General features: G+C 60.2%; 14 protein-coding genes. 8 read left to right on the forward strand and 6 right to left on the reverse strand.

Annotated elements, in window-relative coordinates; translation table 11 throughout:
* From ACSYDW_RS15005 to pknB, 5 genes are read left to right on the forward strand one after another with little or no spacing between them, the layout of a single operon-like run.
* Complete coding sequence (locus ACSYDW_RS15005) at positions 1-1,419, forward strand: PP2C family protein-serine/threonine phosphatase (RefSeq protein WP_438339539.1); 1,419 nt, start codon at positions 1-3, stop codon at positions 1,417-1,419.
* Positions 1,416-2,810, forward strand: a complete 1,395-nt coding sequence (locus tag ACSYDW_RS15010) for an FtsW/RodA/SpoVE family cell cycle protein (protein WP_438339540.1) — start codon at positions 1,416-1,418, stop codon at positions 2,808-2,810. The genes ACSYDW_RS15005 and ACSYDW_RS15010 overlap by 4 nt, the downstream gene beginning before the upstream one ends.
* Positions 2,807-4,252, forward strand: coding sequence for a penicillin-binding transpeptidase domain-containing protein (locus tag ACSYDW_RS15015; RefSeq protein ID WP_438339541.1), 1,446 nt, complete (start codon positions 2,807-2,809; stop codon positions 4,250-4,252). Before ACSYDW_RS15010 ends, ACSYDW_RS15015 begins: the two co-directional genes overlap by 4 nt.
* Positions 4,249-6,015, forward strand: coding sequence for a protein kinase domain-containing protein (locus ACSYDW_RS15020; RefSeq protein WP_438339542.1), 1,767 nt, complete (start codon positions 4,249-4,251; stop codon positions 6,013-6,015). The genes ACSYDW_RS15015 and ACSYDW_RS15020 overlap by 4 nt, the downstream gene beginning before the upstream one ends.
* A 20-nt stretch (positions 6,016-6,035) precedes the next feature.
* Positions 6,036-7,988, forward strand: coding sequence for a Stk1 family PASTA domain-containing Ser/Thr kinase (gene pknB / locus ACSYDW_RS15025; RefSeq protein WP_438339543.1), 1,953 nt, complete (start codon positions 6,036-6,038; stop codon positions 7,986-7,988).
* A gap of 106 nt (positions 7,989-8,094) precedes the next feature.
* Here the strand turns inward: pknB and ACSYDW_RS15030 are convergent, their stop codons facing one another.
* Complete coding sequence (locus ACSYDW_RS15030) at positions 8,095-8,745, reverse strand: anthranilate synthase component II (protein ID WP_438339544.1); 651 nt, start codon at positions 8,743-8,745, stop codon at positions 8,095-8,097.
* 182 nt (positions 8,746-8,927) lie between these two features.
* Entirely contained in the window at positions 8,928-9,665 is a 738-nt protein-coding gene (locus tag ACSYDW_RS15035) for a class E sortase (protein ID WP_438339545.1), read from the reverse strand.
* A 173-nt stretch (positions 9,666-9,838) separates the two neighbouring features.
* Between ACSYDW_RS15035 and ACSYDW_RS15040 the strand changes: the two genes are divergently transcribed.
* Positions 9,839-10,090 carry a cell division protein CrgA gene (locus ACSYDW_RS15040; protein ID WP_438339546.1) on the forward strand — a complete coding sequence of 84 codons (252 nt, stop codon included), beginning with the start codon at positions 9,839-9,841 and terminating at the stop codon, positions 10,088-10,090.
* Positions 10,091-10,329: 239 nt separating this feature from the next.
* Positions 10,330-10,953: a DUF3817 domain-containing protein gene (locus ACSYDW_RS15045; protein ID WP_438339547.1), complete on the forward strand. Its 624-nt coding sequence runs from the start codon at positions 10,330-10,332 to the stop codon at positions 10,951-10,953.
* 29 nt (positions 10,954-10,982) lie between these two features.
* Here the strand turns inward: ACSYDW_RS15045 and ACSYDW_RS15050 are convergent, their stop codons facing one another.
* Both ACSYDW_RS15050 and ACSYDW_RS15055 read right to left on the reverse strand, forming a co-directional pair.
* Complete coding sequence (locus tag ACSYDW_RS15050) at positions 10,983-11,516, reverse strand: DUF4442 domain-containing protein (protein WP_438339548.1); 534 nt, start codon at positions 11,514-11,516, stop codon at positions 10,983-10,985.
* 42 nt (positions 11,517-11,558) lie between these two features.
* Positions 11,559-12,473 carry an ArgP/LysG family DNA-binding transcriptional regulator gene (locus tag ACSYDW_RS15055; protein ID WP_438339549.1) on the reverse strand — a complete coding sequence of 305 codons (915 nt, stop codon included), beginning with the start codon at positions 12,471-12,473 and terminating at the stop codon, positions 11,559-11,561.
* 77 nt (positions 12,474-12,550) lie between these two features.
* Here ACSYDW_RS15055 and ACSYDW_RS15060 point away from each other — a divergent pair, with 77 nt between their 5' ends.
* Positions 12,551-13,162 carry a LysE/ArgO family amino acid transporter gene (locus ACSYDW_RS15060; RefSeq protein WP_438339655.1) on the forward strand — a complete coding sequence of 204 codons (612 nt, stop codon included), beginning with the start codon at positions 12,551-12,553 and terminating at the stop codon, positions 13,160-13,162.
* Here the strand turns inward: ACSYDW_RS15060 and ACSYDW_RS15065 are convergent.
* Together ACSYDW_RS15065 and ACSYDW_RS15070 are read right to left on the reverse strand one after the other, a co-directional pair.
* Complete coding sequence (locus ACSYDW_RS15065; protein WP_438339550.1) at positions 13,139-14,158, reverse strand: GNAT family N-acetyltransferase; 1,020 nt, start codon at positions 14,156-14,158, stop codon at positions 13,139-13,141. The genes ACSYDW_RS15060 and ACSYDW_RS15065 overlap by 24 nt on opposite strands.
* 585 nt (positions 14,159-14,743) lie before the next feature.
* Positions 14,744-15,454 carry a rhomboid family intramembrane serine protease gene (locus ACSYDW_RS15070; protein ID WP_438339551.1) on the reverse strand — a complete coding sequence of 237 codons (711 nt, stop codon included), beginning with the start codon at positions 15,452-15,454 and terminating at the stop codon, positions 14,744-14,746.
* Between the last annotated feature and the right edge of the window lie 206 nt (positions 15,455-15,660).

Genomic DNA, 15,660 nt, shown 5'->3' on the forward strand with positions numbered 1-15,660 from the left:
ATGGCGTTGATGCTGAAATTTGCGGCGCGGTCGGATGTTGGCAAGGTCCGCTCCAAGAATGACGACTCCGCCTATGTCGGCCGATACCTAGCCGTCGTTGCCGATGGCATGGGCGGCCACGTCGGTGGCGACGTTGCCAGCGCATCGACGGTGCTGGATCTCGTGCATCTTGATGTCCCTGACACGCCGGATGCCGAAACAGTGCTGCCCGACGAGATCCAGGCCGCAAACCTGGTGCTCAACGAGCTGGTGAATGCCAACCCGAAGCTTTCGGGCATGGGAACCACCGTCACAGCCATGCTGCTGACCGGGGACGTCCTCCAGTTCGCACACATTGGAGACTCACGCGCCTACAGGCTCAAGAACGGTGTCTTTGAACAGGTTAGCCGCGACCACACGTTCGTCCAGAGGCTTGTCGACGAGGGTCGTTTGCGGCCGGAGGAAGCCGAGATGCACCCGCACAAGAATGTCTTGCTGCGTGTTCTCGGCGATTCCGATGCCAGCCCGGAACTTGATATCGATCAGTATCCGGTGGAAGCCGGCGAACGGTGGATGCTGTGTTCCGACGGACTCAACGCCGTTGTTCCGGACTCCATCACCGAGCGGATCATGCGCGGAACGGCCTCCCTTGAGGAGACCGCAAACGACCTGGTGGAAACCACGCTGGCCCATGGTTCACCTGACAACGTCACGATTGTGGTCTTTGAAGTGGTCGAAGCCGATCCGGACACCGGCCCGCCGCCCGAGGAAACCGCTGTCTCGAACACCGAACCGGCGCCGGATACAGGACAGCTCACCATTGCCGCAGAGGGCGGTCTCGAAGCCGGTGCTGCCCTGATCCGCCATGAAATGTCAAAGCGCCCCCACCTGCTGGTGGGAGCCGCCCAACTGGCCACCGAAACAGGGAAAATCCCTGTTGTGACCCAGCGCTCGGGCGAAAAGCGTGCTGCGGCAATCCTCACCCACAAGGCGCCCGGGGGCCCCGCTGAAATCCCCGAAGATTCCGAGCCAGGCGAGCGCCGTCAAAAGCGCTGGTTGGTTCCCGCGTTCCTGGCCCTCATGGGCCTGATCCTTGCTGCAGTGTGCCTCTGGGGCTATCTATGGACCCAGACTCAGTATTTCGTGGGAAACCACGACGGAAATGTCGCGATCTTCAAGGGCGTGTCCCAGGATCTCGGCCCCCTCAAGCTTTCCCATGTGGATGCGGTGACGGAAATCCCCCTGGATGCACTGCCCGAGTACACCCGCCAGCGCATCGAATCCTCACTACCTGCCCGGGACCTCGCCCACGCACAGATGATCGTCAATGAGCTGACAGTGACGGTGAGGCAGAACTGCCCCGTGGTAGTACCCGAGAACCCCGGATCACCCGCGGTGACGACTCCGCTGCCCCCTTACTGTCAGGAGACCAGACCGTGAGCGAGCTAGAGACTGCACCGGTTCCACGCCGCAACTTGGAACTATTGCTCCTGCTTCTTGCCCTAACCGTTGCCATGGCCGCCTACTACCTGGTGGGCATCAACAGCGATGACGGACTGAGCGAGGAGTTCATCACCCAGGGACTCTTCCTGGCTGGCCTTGCACTCGTTTTCCACGTGGTTCTGCGCATCTGGGCAAAGTATGCCGATCCGATCATTCTTCCTGTTACCGTTGCTCTCAACGGCATCGGGCTCGCCATGATCCACAGAATCGACCTTGCCCGGAATGACAACCAGGCCTTCCGCCAGATCTTGTGGACCGGCGTTGCCATGGTGGTTGCCATGGTCGTCCTGTGGGCGATCCGCGACCACCGCGTCTTAAGGCGATTTACCTACACGGCCTTGGCCGCATCCATTATCTTGCTGCTACTGCCAATGCTGCCGGGAAACGTTCCGATCAACGGGGCCCGGATCTGGGTAAGAATAGGCAACAGCCTGACATTCCAGCCGGGTGAGCTCGCAAAGATCACCCTGGCCATATTCTTTGCCGGGTATCTTTCATCGAACCGCGAGCTGATCCTGTTGGCGGGCAAAAAGATCGGTCCGCTGCAGTTGCCTCGCCTGCGCGATCTAGGTCCCATGGTGGTGGCCTGGCTCCTGAGCATAGGTGTGCTGGTAATCCAGCGCGACCTCGGATCCTCGATCCTCCTCTTTGGCCTGTTCATGGTCATGATCTACGTTGCAACGGCCCGCGTGAGCTGGATCGTGATCGGCATGCTCATGCTTGCCGCTGGCGGTATCTTCGCGTACCTGACGATGGGCCACGTGACACGACGGATCGACGGCTGGCTGAATGCCTTCGATCCCGAGATCTACTACGCCGTAGGTGGAAGCAGGCAGATCGTCGAGGGCCTCTTCGGCATGGGTGACGGTGGACTGCTTGGAACAGGTCTGGGCAACGGCAGCCCGTACATGGTTCCGCTGGCCAACAGCGACATGATCGTTGCCGCGTTGGGCGAAGAGCTCGGTCTCATCGGACTGTCGGCCATCGTGTTGATGTACCTGATCCTGATCAGCCGTGGCATGCGCGCAGCCCTGGGTTCCCGCGATGCCTTCGGCAAACTGCTTGCCACCGGTTTGTCCTTCACTTTGGGCCTCCAGTGCTTCGTGGTCATCGGTGGCGTGACCCGGCTTATTCCGCTGACCGGCCTCACGACGCCGTTCATGGCGGCCGGCGGCTCGTCCCTGCTAGCCAACTGGATCATCGTCGCTCTCTTGCTGTTGATTTCCCACAACTCACGCCGCCCCATGCAAGCCGGGCTTTCCGCAACCGCCGAGGTGGCCACGGAGGCACCCCGGCGACAGAAAACTACCAAGGAGGCGAAGCGATGAATCAAGCAATCCGAAACACCTGGATCGCTGTGGCGATGCTCTTCGTCCTTTGCCTAGGCGCCCTGAGCTATGTGCAGTTCTTCGCCGCAGAGGACCTGAACAACAACGCCCTGAATAAGCGCCAGCTTTTCCGTGAATTCGATTTGCCACGCGGAGCCATACTTGTCGACGGAAAGCCGATCGCCGAGTCGAAGCCGTCCGAGGGCCAGTTCAAATACCAGCGTGTCTACACGGACCCCGAGCTCTACGCATTCCTGACGGGGTTCTACTCGCTGACCAACGGTTCCACCCAACTCGAGTCCGTGATGAACGACGAACTCACCGGGCAAAGCCAGGACCAGTTCTTCGACAGGATGATCAACCTCTTCTCAGGGCAGGCAAACGAGGGGGCATCCGTCGAGCTGACCATCGACGGCAAGCTGCAGGAGTACGTGTACAGCTTGATCCCGGACGGAACCCGGGGAACCATCATCGTTTCGGAACCCAAGACCGGAAACATCTTGGCCATGGCTTCCAAACCGAGCTACGACACCAACCTCCTGGCGGTTCAAAGCTCAAAAGAAGCCGCTGCAAACATGAAGAAGCTGCTGAAGGTTCCCGGGCTGAGCCCGTACGTGAATCCCGCATTGGGAAACCTGGCGGCTCCGGGTTCAACGTTCAAGGTCCTGGATCTGGTTGCGGCGATTGAGTCCGGAAAGTACGACGCGGACACCGTGATGAAGAACCCTGCGCGGGTGACACTGCCCGGTAGCTCGGCCACGCTGGGAAACTTCTACGCTGGAATCTGTTCAGCTAAGTCGGAGGCAACTTTGTCCTTCATCGTGGCCCAAAGTTGCAACACCCCATTCGTGGAAATCAGCAAGGAACTTGGTGCCGAGGCGTTTGAAAAGGTCACCACGAACTTCGGCTTCGGCCAGGAGTTGAAGATACCGTTGCGGGTTGTCCCCAGCGTCTTCCCACCGGACCTCGATCCGGCGGCCCTGGCCCAATCCGTGATCGGCCAGCGGGACGTCAAGGCAACCGCAATGCAGATGAACATGGTTGCCATGGGCATCGCCAACGACGGCAAGATCATGCAGCCGAACCTGATCAAGCAGGTGATCGCCCCGGACTTGAAGGTACTCTCGGAGACCAAACCCAAGGAATTCTCCACCGCCACCAGCAAGGACGTTGCAGACCAGGTCACCGACCTGATGCGTGAGCCGGTCAAGAGCGGGACCGCCATGAGGGCTCAGGTTCCTGGCCTGGATATTGCGGCCAAGACCGGAACCGCGCAAATCGGGGGATCCGATTTGGTGAATTCCTGGATCACCGGCTTTGCTCCGGCGAACGATCCTGAAGTGGCTGTGACAATTCTGTTTGAGAAAATTGATTACAAGACTGGTTCCTCGTTGACCAGTCCCAACCTGAAGAAGATCCTAGAGGCGGTGTTCAACCAGTGAGGCCAATTTCCGGTATCACCCTGGGCGGTCGATACAAGCTGACCGACCGTATTGCCATTGGCGGCATGGGTGAGGTATGGAGGGCCCGGGACCAGGTCCTCGGCCGCCTGGTGGCTATCAAGATCCTCAAGGAGGAATACACCGGCGATCCGGGCTTCCTCCAGAGGTTCCGTGTTGAGGCCCGGCACACTGCGCTGCTCAACCACAACGGCATCGCCAGCGTCTTCGACTACGGGGAAGAAGAGGGATCTGCCTACCTGGTCATGGAACTCGTTCCCGGCCAACCACTTTCCACAATCATCGAACGTGAACGCGTGCTGTCTTCTGACCGTACCCTCTCGATCATTTCCCAGACGGCGAAGGCCCTTGCGGCTGCCCATGTCCAGGGTCTTGTCCACCGCGACGTGAAACCGGGAAACATCCTGATGCTGCCAGACGGCCGCGTAAAGATCACCGACTTCGGCATCGCGCGCATTGCCGACCAGGTTCCCTTGACCGCAACCGGACAGGTCATGGGCACTGCCCAGTACCTGGCACCCGAACAGGCCACCGGCCAGCAGGCTACCGGCAGCTCCGACATCTACGCGCTCGGCGTCATCGGCTACGAGCTGTTGGCCGGCCGTCGTCCGTTCACTGGCGAGTCGCAGATTGCCATTGCGCTGGCACAGGTCAATGACACCCCTCCGCCGCTGCCCGAGTCCATTCCGGTGCCGGTTCGCTCATTGATCATGTCAATGCTCGCCAAGGACCCTGCGGACCGGCCGGCCGACGCCGAGGCATTGGCGGTTGCGGCAGACGCGATTCGCGCAGGAAACCCGGAGACGGCCACCATGGCCGTACCCGGGATGCTGCTCTTCTCCGGTTCGGACCTGGCGACCCAGGCCCTGGGCCAGGCTCCGATTACGCAGGGTAACGAGACGGTTGCCCTCGAGCCGGTGGACGGTGCGGTTTCCGCTGCCGCCCCGGCCACCAACGCGATGCCGCAGGTTCACACGCCAAGTTCGGCCCAGGATGCACCCGAGAACTTTGATTCACTTCTTGGCGCCACCCAGCCCTGGGAGCCGGAGGGGGAGCCTGCCTACGAGCAGGCCGACAGCGTTACTCCGGTCAAGAAGCGACGCAGCCCTTGGACCACGCCCCTGATTGCGCTGATCGTTTTGATCGCCTTTGCCGTGATCGGCGCCTTGCTGCTACCGATGCTCACCGGGGGGAACAAGCCGGTCGAAACTTCCGCGACAACGAGCGCAACCACAACTGAAGCGACAGAGAGCAGCGAACCGACGACCGAACCCACGACCGAATCACCTTCCAGCTCGCCGACGGAATCGGCGACCGAGTCGGCGACGGCCCAGAAGGTCGGTACACCGAGGCTCTCCGGGCTGACTGTCGATGAAGCCGAAACAAAGCTCAAGGATCTCGGTCTGGTGCCTAAGTCGCTGGACCCGGTGAACGACCGACGTCCGTTCGGCACCGTCATCGAGCAGTTCCCGGCCGCTGGCGTCAAGGTCGAACCGGGAACGCAGGTTTCCTACCGGTGGTCCTTGGGCCCTGCCCAGACGGTGGAACCGGAACCGAGCGAAACGGAAGCAACCCAGTCAACGGAGGAATCTGCGACGACTGATCCAACGGAGGAATCCACGGGGGAGCCCACCGACGAGGCCCCGACCACCGGTTCCGCCGCGTCCGAGTCGCCCAAGGCCAAGGGAGCCGGTGCCGGGACCCCCGGCAAGGACAAGAACCCACCGGATCCGGTGACAGACTAGATGATTGTGGTGAATAACCGGTGACCGCAGAACGCATCCTGAACGGTCGCTACATCGTAGGGGAACTGATCGGCCGCGGCGGAATGGCAGATGTCCACTTGGGAACCGACAAGGTTCTGGGCAGGAAGGTCGCCATCAAGCTCTTGCGACCCGAAATGTCACGTGAACCGATGGTCCAGGCTCGATTCCGGCGTGAAGCAAAGGCCGTTGCCGGCCTGAACCACCCGAATATCGTCTCCGTGTACGACACGGGCGAAGAGAACCGCGAAATCAATGGCTCCGCCGTCGACCTGCCCTTCATCGTCATGGAATACGTCTCTGGCCGCACGTTGCGCGACCTGCACAAATCCGGCGAGATTACCGTCGAACTTGCGGTCGAGTATGTCCTGGGCGTCCTTGAGGCGTTGGAGCACTCGCACGCCATGGGGATCGTTCACCGCGACATCAAGCCCGCAAACATCATGGTGACCAGCCAGGGCGCACTCAAGGTCATGGACTTCGGCATTGCCCGGGCGATGGCAGATTCCTCGAGCACCATGACTCAGACGCAAACCGTGGTGGGCACCGCCCAGTACCTGTCCCCGGAGCAAGCGCGGGGGGAAATGGTCGATGCCCGAACAGACCTCTATTCCACCGGTTGCCTCCTGTACGAACTGCTGACCGGCCGCCCCCCGTTTACGGGGGATTCTCCGGTGTCTGTTGCCTACCAGCACGTGGGGGAGCATGCCCCCGCGCCCAGCACGCTTCGGAGCACGCTGCCCCCCATCTACGACGATGTGGTGCTCAAGGCGCTGGCAAAGGACCGCGAGGACCGCTACACGGACGCGCACGCCTTCGCAGTTGCGTTGCGCGATGCCCGCAACGGGAAGCCGCTGCCGGCGGACGAGCTGACGGCCGTCCTGCCGCAGGGGAGCGTTCCCGCGACCGTGAGCGCCTTTGCCGCGATTGCGGAGGAACCCGATCAGACCTTCCACACGGGATACCTCCAACCGGTGGCAGCCGAACAGCAGTGGGCCGAGGAACCGGTGTGGGAACAGGGACGTTCGGAGCCGGTCGACGACTACCGGGCCAAGTCCAAGAAGGCGTGGACAGTGGTGCTCTCGATCTTCATGGTCCTGGCCCTTGCCGTCGGAGGCTTGTTCTTCTACAACTGGATGCAAGCCGAGGCGGCGCGGAACGCGCTGGTGACGGTACCTTCCCTCGTCAACATGACCCAAGCGGAAGCAGAATCCGCACTTACCCGGTTGGAGCTGAAGGCGGTTCCGGAACCGGTCTTTGACGACATCGTGAAATCCGGCTCCGTCGTCTCCAGCAACCCCGGTGCCCAGCAGCAGCTCGTCAAGGGAAGCGCTGTGACGCTCTTGGTCTCCAAGGGTCCAGAAAGCCTGAAGATCCCGGACTCACTTGAAGGATCGACCGAGGTGACAGCGCGGGAGACCTTGAAGGACCTGGGGTTCACCGTCGGCTCCGTGACAAGGCAGAACCATCCGACGATTCCCGCTGGTTCCGTGGTGCAAACCGAGCCGTCACTGGGCAGCCAGGTGAAGTCGGGAAGCAAGATCGACTTGATCCTGTCCACGGGCCTTGTCGTTGTTCCCCAGCTGCTCAACCTCACGGAAGACGAGGCCAGGGATCTGCTCTCCGACCCCAAGCTTGGGCTGAGCTTGAAGGTTGTCGTGGAGGAACACCCGGTGGCCGAGCCGGGGACCATCACGGGGCAGGATCCGAATAGTGGGTTGACTTCGCCACAGGGTGGCACAGTGACAGTCACTATTGCCAAGGAACCGGCGGAGGAAACCACAACCCCCACCGACGATTCCTCCGATCCGGCGACCGATGACCCGGAATTCCTGGAGGACCCGACCGGAGCCGATGCAGATCCAGGGTTCTTCGACGAATCCTCCAACAGGAGTTTCAACGACGAAGAAATCCAGGACAGTTGGAGCCGCGGGAACGGCTTTTCGGACGAATAACACCCCTGGCGGCGGTACACCTGACCATGCCGCCCCGATTAAGTAGAACCCGCCCGGATTGCCAATCCGGGCGGGTTCTACTGCGATGCTGGGGAGCCGGGTGCTGCTAGTGTCCGGTCTCCCGGATCAGCGGGCTGAGCGTTGCCGCGTGCGCCGCTGCTCCAGCATGGCCGAGGGATTCCAGCCAGTTACCGAGCATCAGGTAGCCGCCTTCGGTCAGGACGGATTCCGGGTGGAACTGCACCCCCCAGAGCGGTGCTGTGCGGTGAGCCAGGCCCATGACGACCCCGTGCTCGGTCTCCGCCGTGATCTCCAGGCATTCGGGGATGCTCGAGCGCACGGCTGCCAGCGAGTGGTACCTGGTAGCGGTGAACGGGCTCGGGATCCCGGCGAAGATCGGGTGTTCCGTGTGGAACACGGGTGAAGTCTTGCCGTGCATCAGTTCCTCGGCGTGCGTGACAACTCCGCCATAGGCCTCTGCCAGGGACTGGTGTCCCAGGCAGACGCCGAGCATTGGCTTGAGCGCAGTGCCGCACCACTTGATCATCTCGATGCAGACGCCGGCCTCGGCCGGGTTGCCGGGTCCGGGGGAAACCAGCACGCCGTCGCGGGCCTCGGCCAGTTCGATGACTTCCGCCAGGGAAAGGTCGTCGTTGCGAACTACGGTGGTTTCTGCGCCCAGCTCCTGAAGGTAGCCCACCAAGGTGTACACGAAGCTGTCATAGTTGTCGATCACAAGGATCTTGGGTGCGCTCACAGCAGCATCAAGCCAATCGTCGATTCGGTCCACGGGCTGTATTGGCTCAGCCACGGGAAAACATAGTTCATCAGCAATAGTACGACTGCGACGAGCAGAGCCGTTGCCTGGATGACCCGAAACCACAGCGGACCCGGGAGATGTGTGAATATCCACGCATACATTCTCTGGTGCTCCCTTTGTTAGTTCTTCATCGTCTGGTGGACAACATCGGCGATTTCCTTCGGGGGACCCGCCTCGGAAGGCCGCCATGAGGTGAGTTCCGCGTACGCGATGATTCGCATCCGAGTCGTGAACGGCGGATGGCAGCTGGTCATCGTGAGGATAGAGGCCGTTGGGTCCTGGTCCGGTTCGTGCGGTACGGGAAGCAGCACCTCGCCCTGGGACGGATGGACGATCTCGGTGTTCCGCCACTCATAGGTGTAGAAGCCCTCACGCGTCTGCAGGTAGATCTTGTCGCCGGTTTCAAACTTGTCGATATCCCAGAACACCTGCCCGTGCGTCTGCCGGTGGCCCGCAACCGCAAAGTTCCCGAGCTCTCCGGGCGCCTGGGTGTCCGGGTAGTGGCCGATGCCCACGGAGTTCAGAACCTCGGGACCGACCCCGTTGGTCACCGGGTGGGCGTAGTCTTTGCCGAAACGGGGGATATAGAAGATGCCGAAGGTTTCCCCGTCGGGGATCTTGGCAACGGGTGCGGTTCCGAAGTCGTCGCCTCCGGTGTCCCCGACCGCGAGTTCCTGGGCAAACTGTGAGGTTGCCTGGTTCTGGGCGCGGTTCGCGTCGATGTTCGTCCACCACAATTCCCAAGCAACAAAGAGGAGGGCGATGATGCCGAGGGTAATGAGAATTTCCCCGAACACGCCAAGCAGACGCTGACCGACGGATGCTTTGGTCCGCAGCCGAGTCTCGGATCCTGTCATGGGGGCTCCCTCGTGCTTTCGCGGGGCGACCGAGAACCCGGAAACCTCCAGCTTGAGCAGATAGTATTAGCAGTGGGTGGCACGGGAATTGCTTTCCATACCGCCTCTCTAGCCTACCGTTCGGACAACCATCCATTGGAGCCGTCCGAATACTGAAGACTCAAGGAGATGCAGTGCCAGAATCCAAGACCCGTCGGAAGAACCGCAAGCCGCAGGGCACCGGCGGGGCTCGCACCTATGACAAGCCACTGCCCAAGTGGTACAAGCCGGTGATGTTCGGCCTGATGATCCTGGGGTTGGTGTGGATTATGGTCTACTACATTTCCCTGACGCTATTCCCGATCCCCACGATCGGCGGATGGAACATCGTGATCGGGTTTGGCATTGCCATGGTTGGGTTCTTCATGACGACTGGATGGCGGTAGCCACCCACCCCGTGGGCCAGGGGCGGACCCTCGGGCCCTCGGGCCCTCTGCGAGGAGAGCGTCCTAGGTGGGTGCCCTGCCCACTGCCGTACGCGACGGGAAAGTCGCTGGATCCAGGCGCCGCGTCGTCGGCTTCTTCAAGGGAAAAAATTCCGTATTTCATGCCAAGTGAATCGTTCGACTGTCGGTTCATTTGGTATTGAAAGGTCCCGAGGAGACCGTCAGATCCGGCCCAGTACATGGTTCAGGCACACCTGTCCGGATTCGGCTACCTCCCAATCCAGTACTGCAATTGCAGTTCGCTGGTCAATACGGCCCCGAAAAACTTCTTGAAAGGCAGCAGCTACATGGTTCGCCCCGAGCCCTCGGTAGATTCATCCTCCGTCGTCCAGCCAGCACCGTCAAAGCTTTCGCCAAAGCGTCTCTATGGATTCCTTGCGGCCGCCGAGATGGTGACCTGGGCACTTTTGATCTTTGCGATGATCATGAAGTATGGCGCCGGCCGGCCGGAGTTCGTCAGCGTTTTCGGCATGATGCATGGCGTCGTCTTCATCGGTTACGGCTTGGTGACTCTCTTTGTTTGGGCCAACGAAAGATGGAGCGTCTCCCGGGGAGTCTTGGGATTGGCGACCGCCATCATCCCGTTCGCTACCTTGCCGTTCGAACGTTCGGTCTTGCGTCGCGGGTTGCTCAGCGACATCTGGCGCTTGGCCCCAGGAGGCGATGTGCCACAGGGTTTTGTCGAGAAGATCCAAGCCACCGCATTGCGCCGCCCCTGGATTGCTGCCGCCGTTGGCGTCGTCTTGGTCGCAGGGATCACCACGATCCTGTTGATCATCGGACCCCCGGGCGGAAGCAAGTAGCAACCGCCACGACCCGGCCACCTGGACGCCTAGTGCGATTCCAAGGCCGGGTTTTTCTTGCGTACGTACACTTCCTTGCGCACCGTTGCCACCGCGTCTCCGACTTCGTCAAGGATCTCGACGTCAAACCATGCTGTCGCTTTGCCGCAATTTGCAACCTCGCTCCGCAGTTCGCCAAGACGCCCCTCGTCCAGCTCGAAGCGACAAGTCAGCGTGCCGTGACCAGGTTTTCGAAACCGTATTTCAGCAGCCTTGTCCCAAACGATATGCCCGGATCCCACATTGTGAAGCACCATCATCATCCAAAACGGATCCGTCATCGAAAAGAGCGAACCGCCGAAGTGTGTGCCAACGTAGTTCATGTTCCACGGCCGCTGGCGCATCTTCACGGTTACGGTCCGCCAGTCTGCTGATATTTCCTGTACCTTGATGCCGGCACCCCAGAATGGCGGCCAGAGGGACATGCCGTGTTTGACGACCTGCGGATGGCCGGCAATTTTGGGGATGGATCGTCGAAGGCCATCGAGAATCGATGCCTTGGGATTCCGGCGGATGTCTTCCATGGATCCACCCTAAGCCCACTTGTTACTAATTAGTAGCTTTGTTCATCGGTTCTTGGGCCCACCCAACCCGGCGTACGCCGCAGCCTCGACGACCAGGTCCGTCAGCATGTCTAGCGCGCGGGACGGAATCTTCCAACGTTGCCAGTACAACTGCACCCGGCTTTCCCACTCGGGACATATCGGAAGTAGCGACCCGTCCTTGGGATCCTGGATCTCCGGGATCATGCCCCATCCCAGCGAAGCGGCCACCGCGGCAACGTATTGCCGCGAATCCGGAACGAAGTGCACCACCGGGGCACCATGAAGTTCATTTCCCGCCAGCCTCCTGCGCATTGAAAGCTGAAGACCGTCACTCCTGTCGAAACTGACCATGGGCGCGGCTGCCAGTTCGCCAACAGGATCGACCCCCGGGAGCCATCGCCCGACAAAGTCCGCAGACGCCATGGCCCGGTATGACATTGTCCCAAGCGGGACGGACATACACCCCTGCACCGGGCTGCTATTTGTCGTCACGGCTCCCATCACCTGCCCAGAGCGCAAAAGCTCAGTGGAATGTGCTTCGTCGTGCCGCAGGATCTCACAGGCCACAAGGTCCTGCCGCGCCAGCCCATGAAGCACCGGGGTGAACCAGCTGGCCAGGGAATCCGAGTTCACGGCAATACTGACCTTGGAAGGCGGCAAGGACAAGGATTCATCCTGGGACATCCTCAATTGCCGACGTGCCTCGGTAGACAGAAGCTCGGTTTCACGCGCCAAACGCAGCAGCACGTCGCCGCTGGGCGTGGACTGGATGGGCCTCGACCGAATGAACAGGACACTTCCGACCTGCTTTTCCAGGCCTTTCAGACGCTGACTCACGGCCGATGCAGTGATGTTGAGTTCACGCGCCGCGCGTTCCAGCGTGCCGGCCTCAAGAACCGCTTTGAAGGTGTGCAGTTGTTCCGTCGAGAAGTCCATGCTTAGAGATTCTAATCAAGGATAAGAATAATTAGTTCGACATCCGCTAGAGGCTCCCATAAATTCGATGGGTGACTATATTTCCTCTGCTGACCGGTCTTGCCACAGGACTCTCCCTGATTGTGGCCATTGGTTCACAAAATGCCTTCGTCCTGCGACAAGGCATTCGGCGTGAACATGTGGGCGCCACAGTGCTTATCTGCATGCTCTCCGATATCGCGCTTATCTTTGCCGGCATTGCCGGGCTCGGGGCCCTCCTCGGCGTAGCTCCGTGGTTCATCACCGCTGCAAGGCTTGGGGGAGCCGGATTCCTGGGTGCCTATGCATTTTTCGCTGCCCGGCGGGCACTCAATCCACAAGCACTGACCCCGGTCAATGACGAGTCCGGCAGCACCCTGCGCTCCGTCGTTCTTACAACACTTGCACTCACGTGGCTGAATCCCCATGTCTATCTCGACACCGTGGTGTTGCTGGGATCCATCGCCGCAGCCCAAGGCCCTTCGGGTCAATGGTTGTTCGGCGCGGGAGCGGCTCTTGGAAGTATCTTGTGGTTCAGCGCGCTTGGGTTCGGAGCCCGTTACCTAAGAGGGTTCTTTGCCAGCCCCTTGTCCTGGCGCGTCCTGGACGGGATCATTGCCATCATCATGTTCATCCTGGCACTGACTTTACTTCTCCCGCTCATCGCATAGTCCCACGCCCGGACGGGATGCTTCGGAACCCTGCAGGATGGTCTTCCTGTACATGGTCCCTGTGCGCGTGATGGTGAACCCCAACCTCTCGTACAAACCAACTGCCCCGGTGGGGCTTTGTGCATCGACGCTCAATCCAACTTCGACAAAGCCATCGGCCAGCGCCGCGGCAATGACCTCAGACATCATGGCACCGGCATACCCGTTCCCGCGCGCATGGCGCGCCGTCCCGACGCGTGCTATATACAACTCGTTTGGAACCCATTCAGAGCTAAGAACGTAGGCCAACGCCGTTGGCCCGCAGCCCCCTGGCTGGTCCTCTGCCAGGATCCTGGACCGTTCTGCCCGGAAGGTCCGGGCAGATGTCATCGCATCCCATTCTTCCGCGGACTTTGGGGTGGATCCCCAGTGGTCCGCGAACGCCTCGTTGTCGAGCCGGCGGATCTCTTCCGCCCACTCATCCGAGTAGGGAAACACGGAGAGGGATCCACTTTTGCCAAGATCTGTGACTGATTCTTGGAAGCGTTCCACCGTGACCGACATGTCCTGAAAATACCGGGCCGGGGCATATCCCCGGGACTCGGCCAAGACGCCGGCGCTATGCCCCGGCGCATTCCCCCACATGTCTGCTGCCACAGGGGCACCCGGATGCAACTGTTCCGACTTTTCCATGGCACGGGACTCCATGATGTCCATCATTTTCGTTCCGACGCCTCGACCACGGTAGTCGATATGGACACCACCGGTGATCGATGCCCGGGAAAGGCCTTCACGAAGTTGCTGCCCGACTCTCAATTGGCAGAATCCCACAAGCCGGCTGCCGTCCCATACGGCCACAGTATCGCGCTCAGGTTCCATTCCCGGCTCGTTGAGTTCTTCGAGCAGGTCTTCTGGCTCGTAAAGCTCATCGGTGCGATCAACAACGGCCAGGTGGTTGGTTAGCTCAGACCATGCTTGGACATTTTCGCTTCGTATCCGGCCATAGAGCAGGTTCAACGCCAACACCCTTTCCTCAATCACCGACCACGGGCATACCCCTTGAGTCGATTCAAACTACCGCACCTTTGGCTCCAGTCAAAGGAATAGATTCGCTATTGCCCAAAGAACAACCTTCGTGGCCGCCGCATAGCAGGGCACACTGTGCACACAAGTTATCCACAGCTGGGGAAAAGGCTGTGGGTTGCGTCGCAAGAGCCGTGATTTTCACCGAGACCGCGCACATCTGCCTCCAATCCGAGCATTGGTGGCAAGTTATTAACACTGTGGACAAGGTGTGTGGAAAACGGCTTTTCCCGAGCTCGAAAATGGCCATGTTCCGCTAATTCTCGCGGACTAGATCATACTTTCGAAAACTTCACCTCCAAGGCCCGTGCATTCGGATCATGGATAGATACACAGGTTGTGCACTAAGTTATCCACAGCTGTGGATTGAACTGTGCATATTAGGAGTAGGTTCTCAGTAAATCCTTCAAATCGGCGTTTTCGCGGCTCCAAATGCCCTTGCCGGACGAGCGAATTACACGGGTGTGAGTTATTAACAGTGTGGATAACGGCTGTGGATAGATCTTTGAACCTGCTCGGCTATCTAAGCGGAAGTCGAACGTTGGCCGCCCCCCAGAACGTCAGGGCAACCAGAAGCAGCACCACCAGTGCCAGCCCAGCCCATTGCATCGTTGAACGACGTGGTCCCTTGGGTGCATAGGCAAAGATCCCTGCACACGCCGCGCCAAGAACCAGTCCGCCTATGTGCGCTTCCCACGCGATCCCCGGTATAACGAACCCGATCGCCAGGTTTATCGCAACCAGAACCGCAATCTGAACCACCGGTACCCCGCGTGACCTCAGCAGCACGAACATGGCTGCGAATAGGCCAAAGACTGCACCCGAGGCCCCGACGACGGAAGACAACGGATCGGCAATCAACAAGACAGCGACCGATCCGCCCAAAGCGGATATCAGGTAGAGCGCAAGGAACCTCAAGCGCCCCAACATCGGCTCGAGCACGCGCCCGCAGATGTACAAGGCATACATGTTGAACGCAATGTGGCCGATGAAATTGGGGGAGTGGGCGAATGCCGAAGTCAGCATGCGCCATGGCTCGGATGGCCCGTAGGGGCTCGTGAAGATACCGGCGTACATGAGTTCAGAGGTCAAGCCCGAGATCAGTAGTTGCAGGCCGAACACCACGACGTTGATGCCGATCAGGACGTAGGTCACCAGAGGGCGGCCGTCGGTGGCCTTGCCGCCGAACACGGTCCGGGTTGTCGGAATGTTGCGGTTCGCTTCTCTCACGCAATCAATGCACTGCGTCCCTACTGCGGCGGTCACCTGGCATTCAGGACAAACAGGACGTCCACATCGCTGGCACGTGACGTAGGAGATGCGATCGGTATGCCGTGGGCATACCGGCGGCGAAAAGGCCGGGTCTTGGTTGGAAAGTCCGTACGACATGGAATAACGCTCCTGCTTGGTTTAGCTCATCAGACTTGGAAGAATCT

Source organism: Paeniglutamicibacter selenitireducens, assembly GCF_051550675.1.
GTDB lineage: Bacteria > Actinomycetota > Actinomycetes > Actinomycetales > Micrococcaceae > Paeniglutamicibacter.

Coding starts and splice junctions, on each gene's coding strand:
- ACSYDW_RS15005 (WP_438339539.1), top strand. CDS start 1: ATGGCGTTGATGCTGAAATTTGCGGCGCGGTCGGATGTTGGCAAGGTC.
- ACSYDW_RS15015 (WP_438339541.1), top strand. CDS start 2,807: ATGAATCAAGCAATCCGAAACACCTGGATCGCTGTGGCGATGCTCTTC.
- ACSYDW_RS15035 (WP_438339545.1), bottom strand. CDS start 9,665: ATGACAGGATCCGAGACTCGGCTGCGGACCAAAGCATCCGTCGGTCAG.
- ACSYDW_RS15045 (WP_438339547.1), top strand. CDS start 10,330: ATGGTTCAGGCACACCTGTCCGGATTCGGCTACCTCCCAATCCAGTAC.
- ACSYDW_RS15050 (WP_438339548.1), bottom strand. CDS start 11,516: ATGGAAGACATCCGCCGGAATCCCAAGGCATCGATTCTCGATGGCCTT.
- ACSYDW_RS15055 (WP_438339549.1), bottom strand. CDS start 12,473: ATGGACTTCTCGACGGAACAACTGCACACCTTCAAAGCGGTTCTTGAG.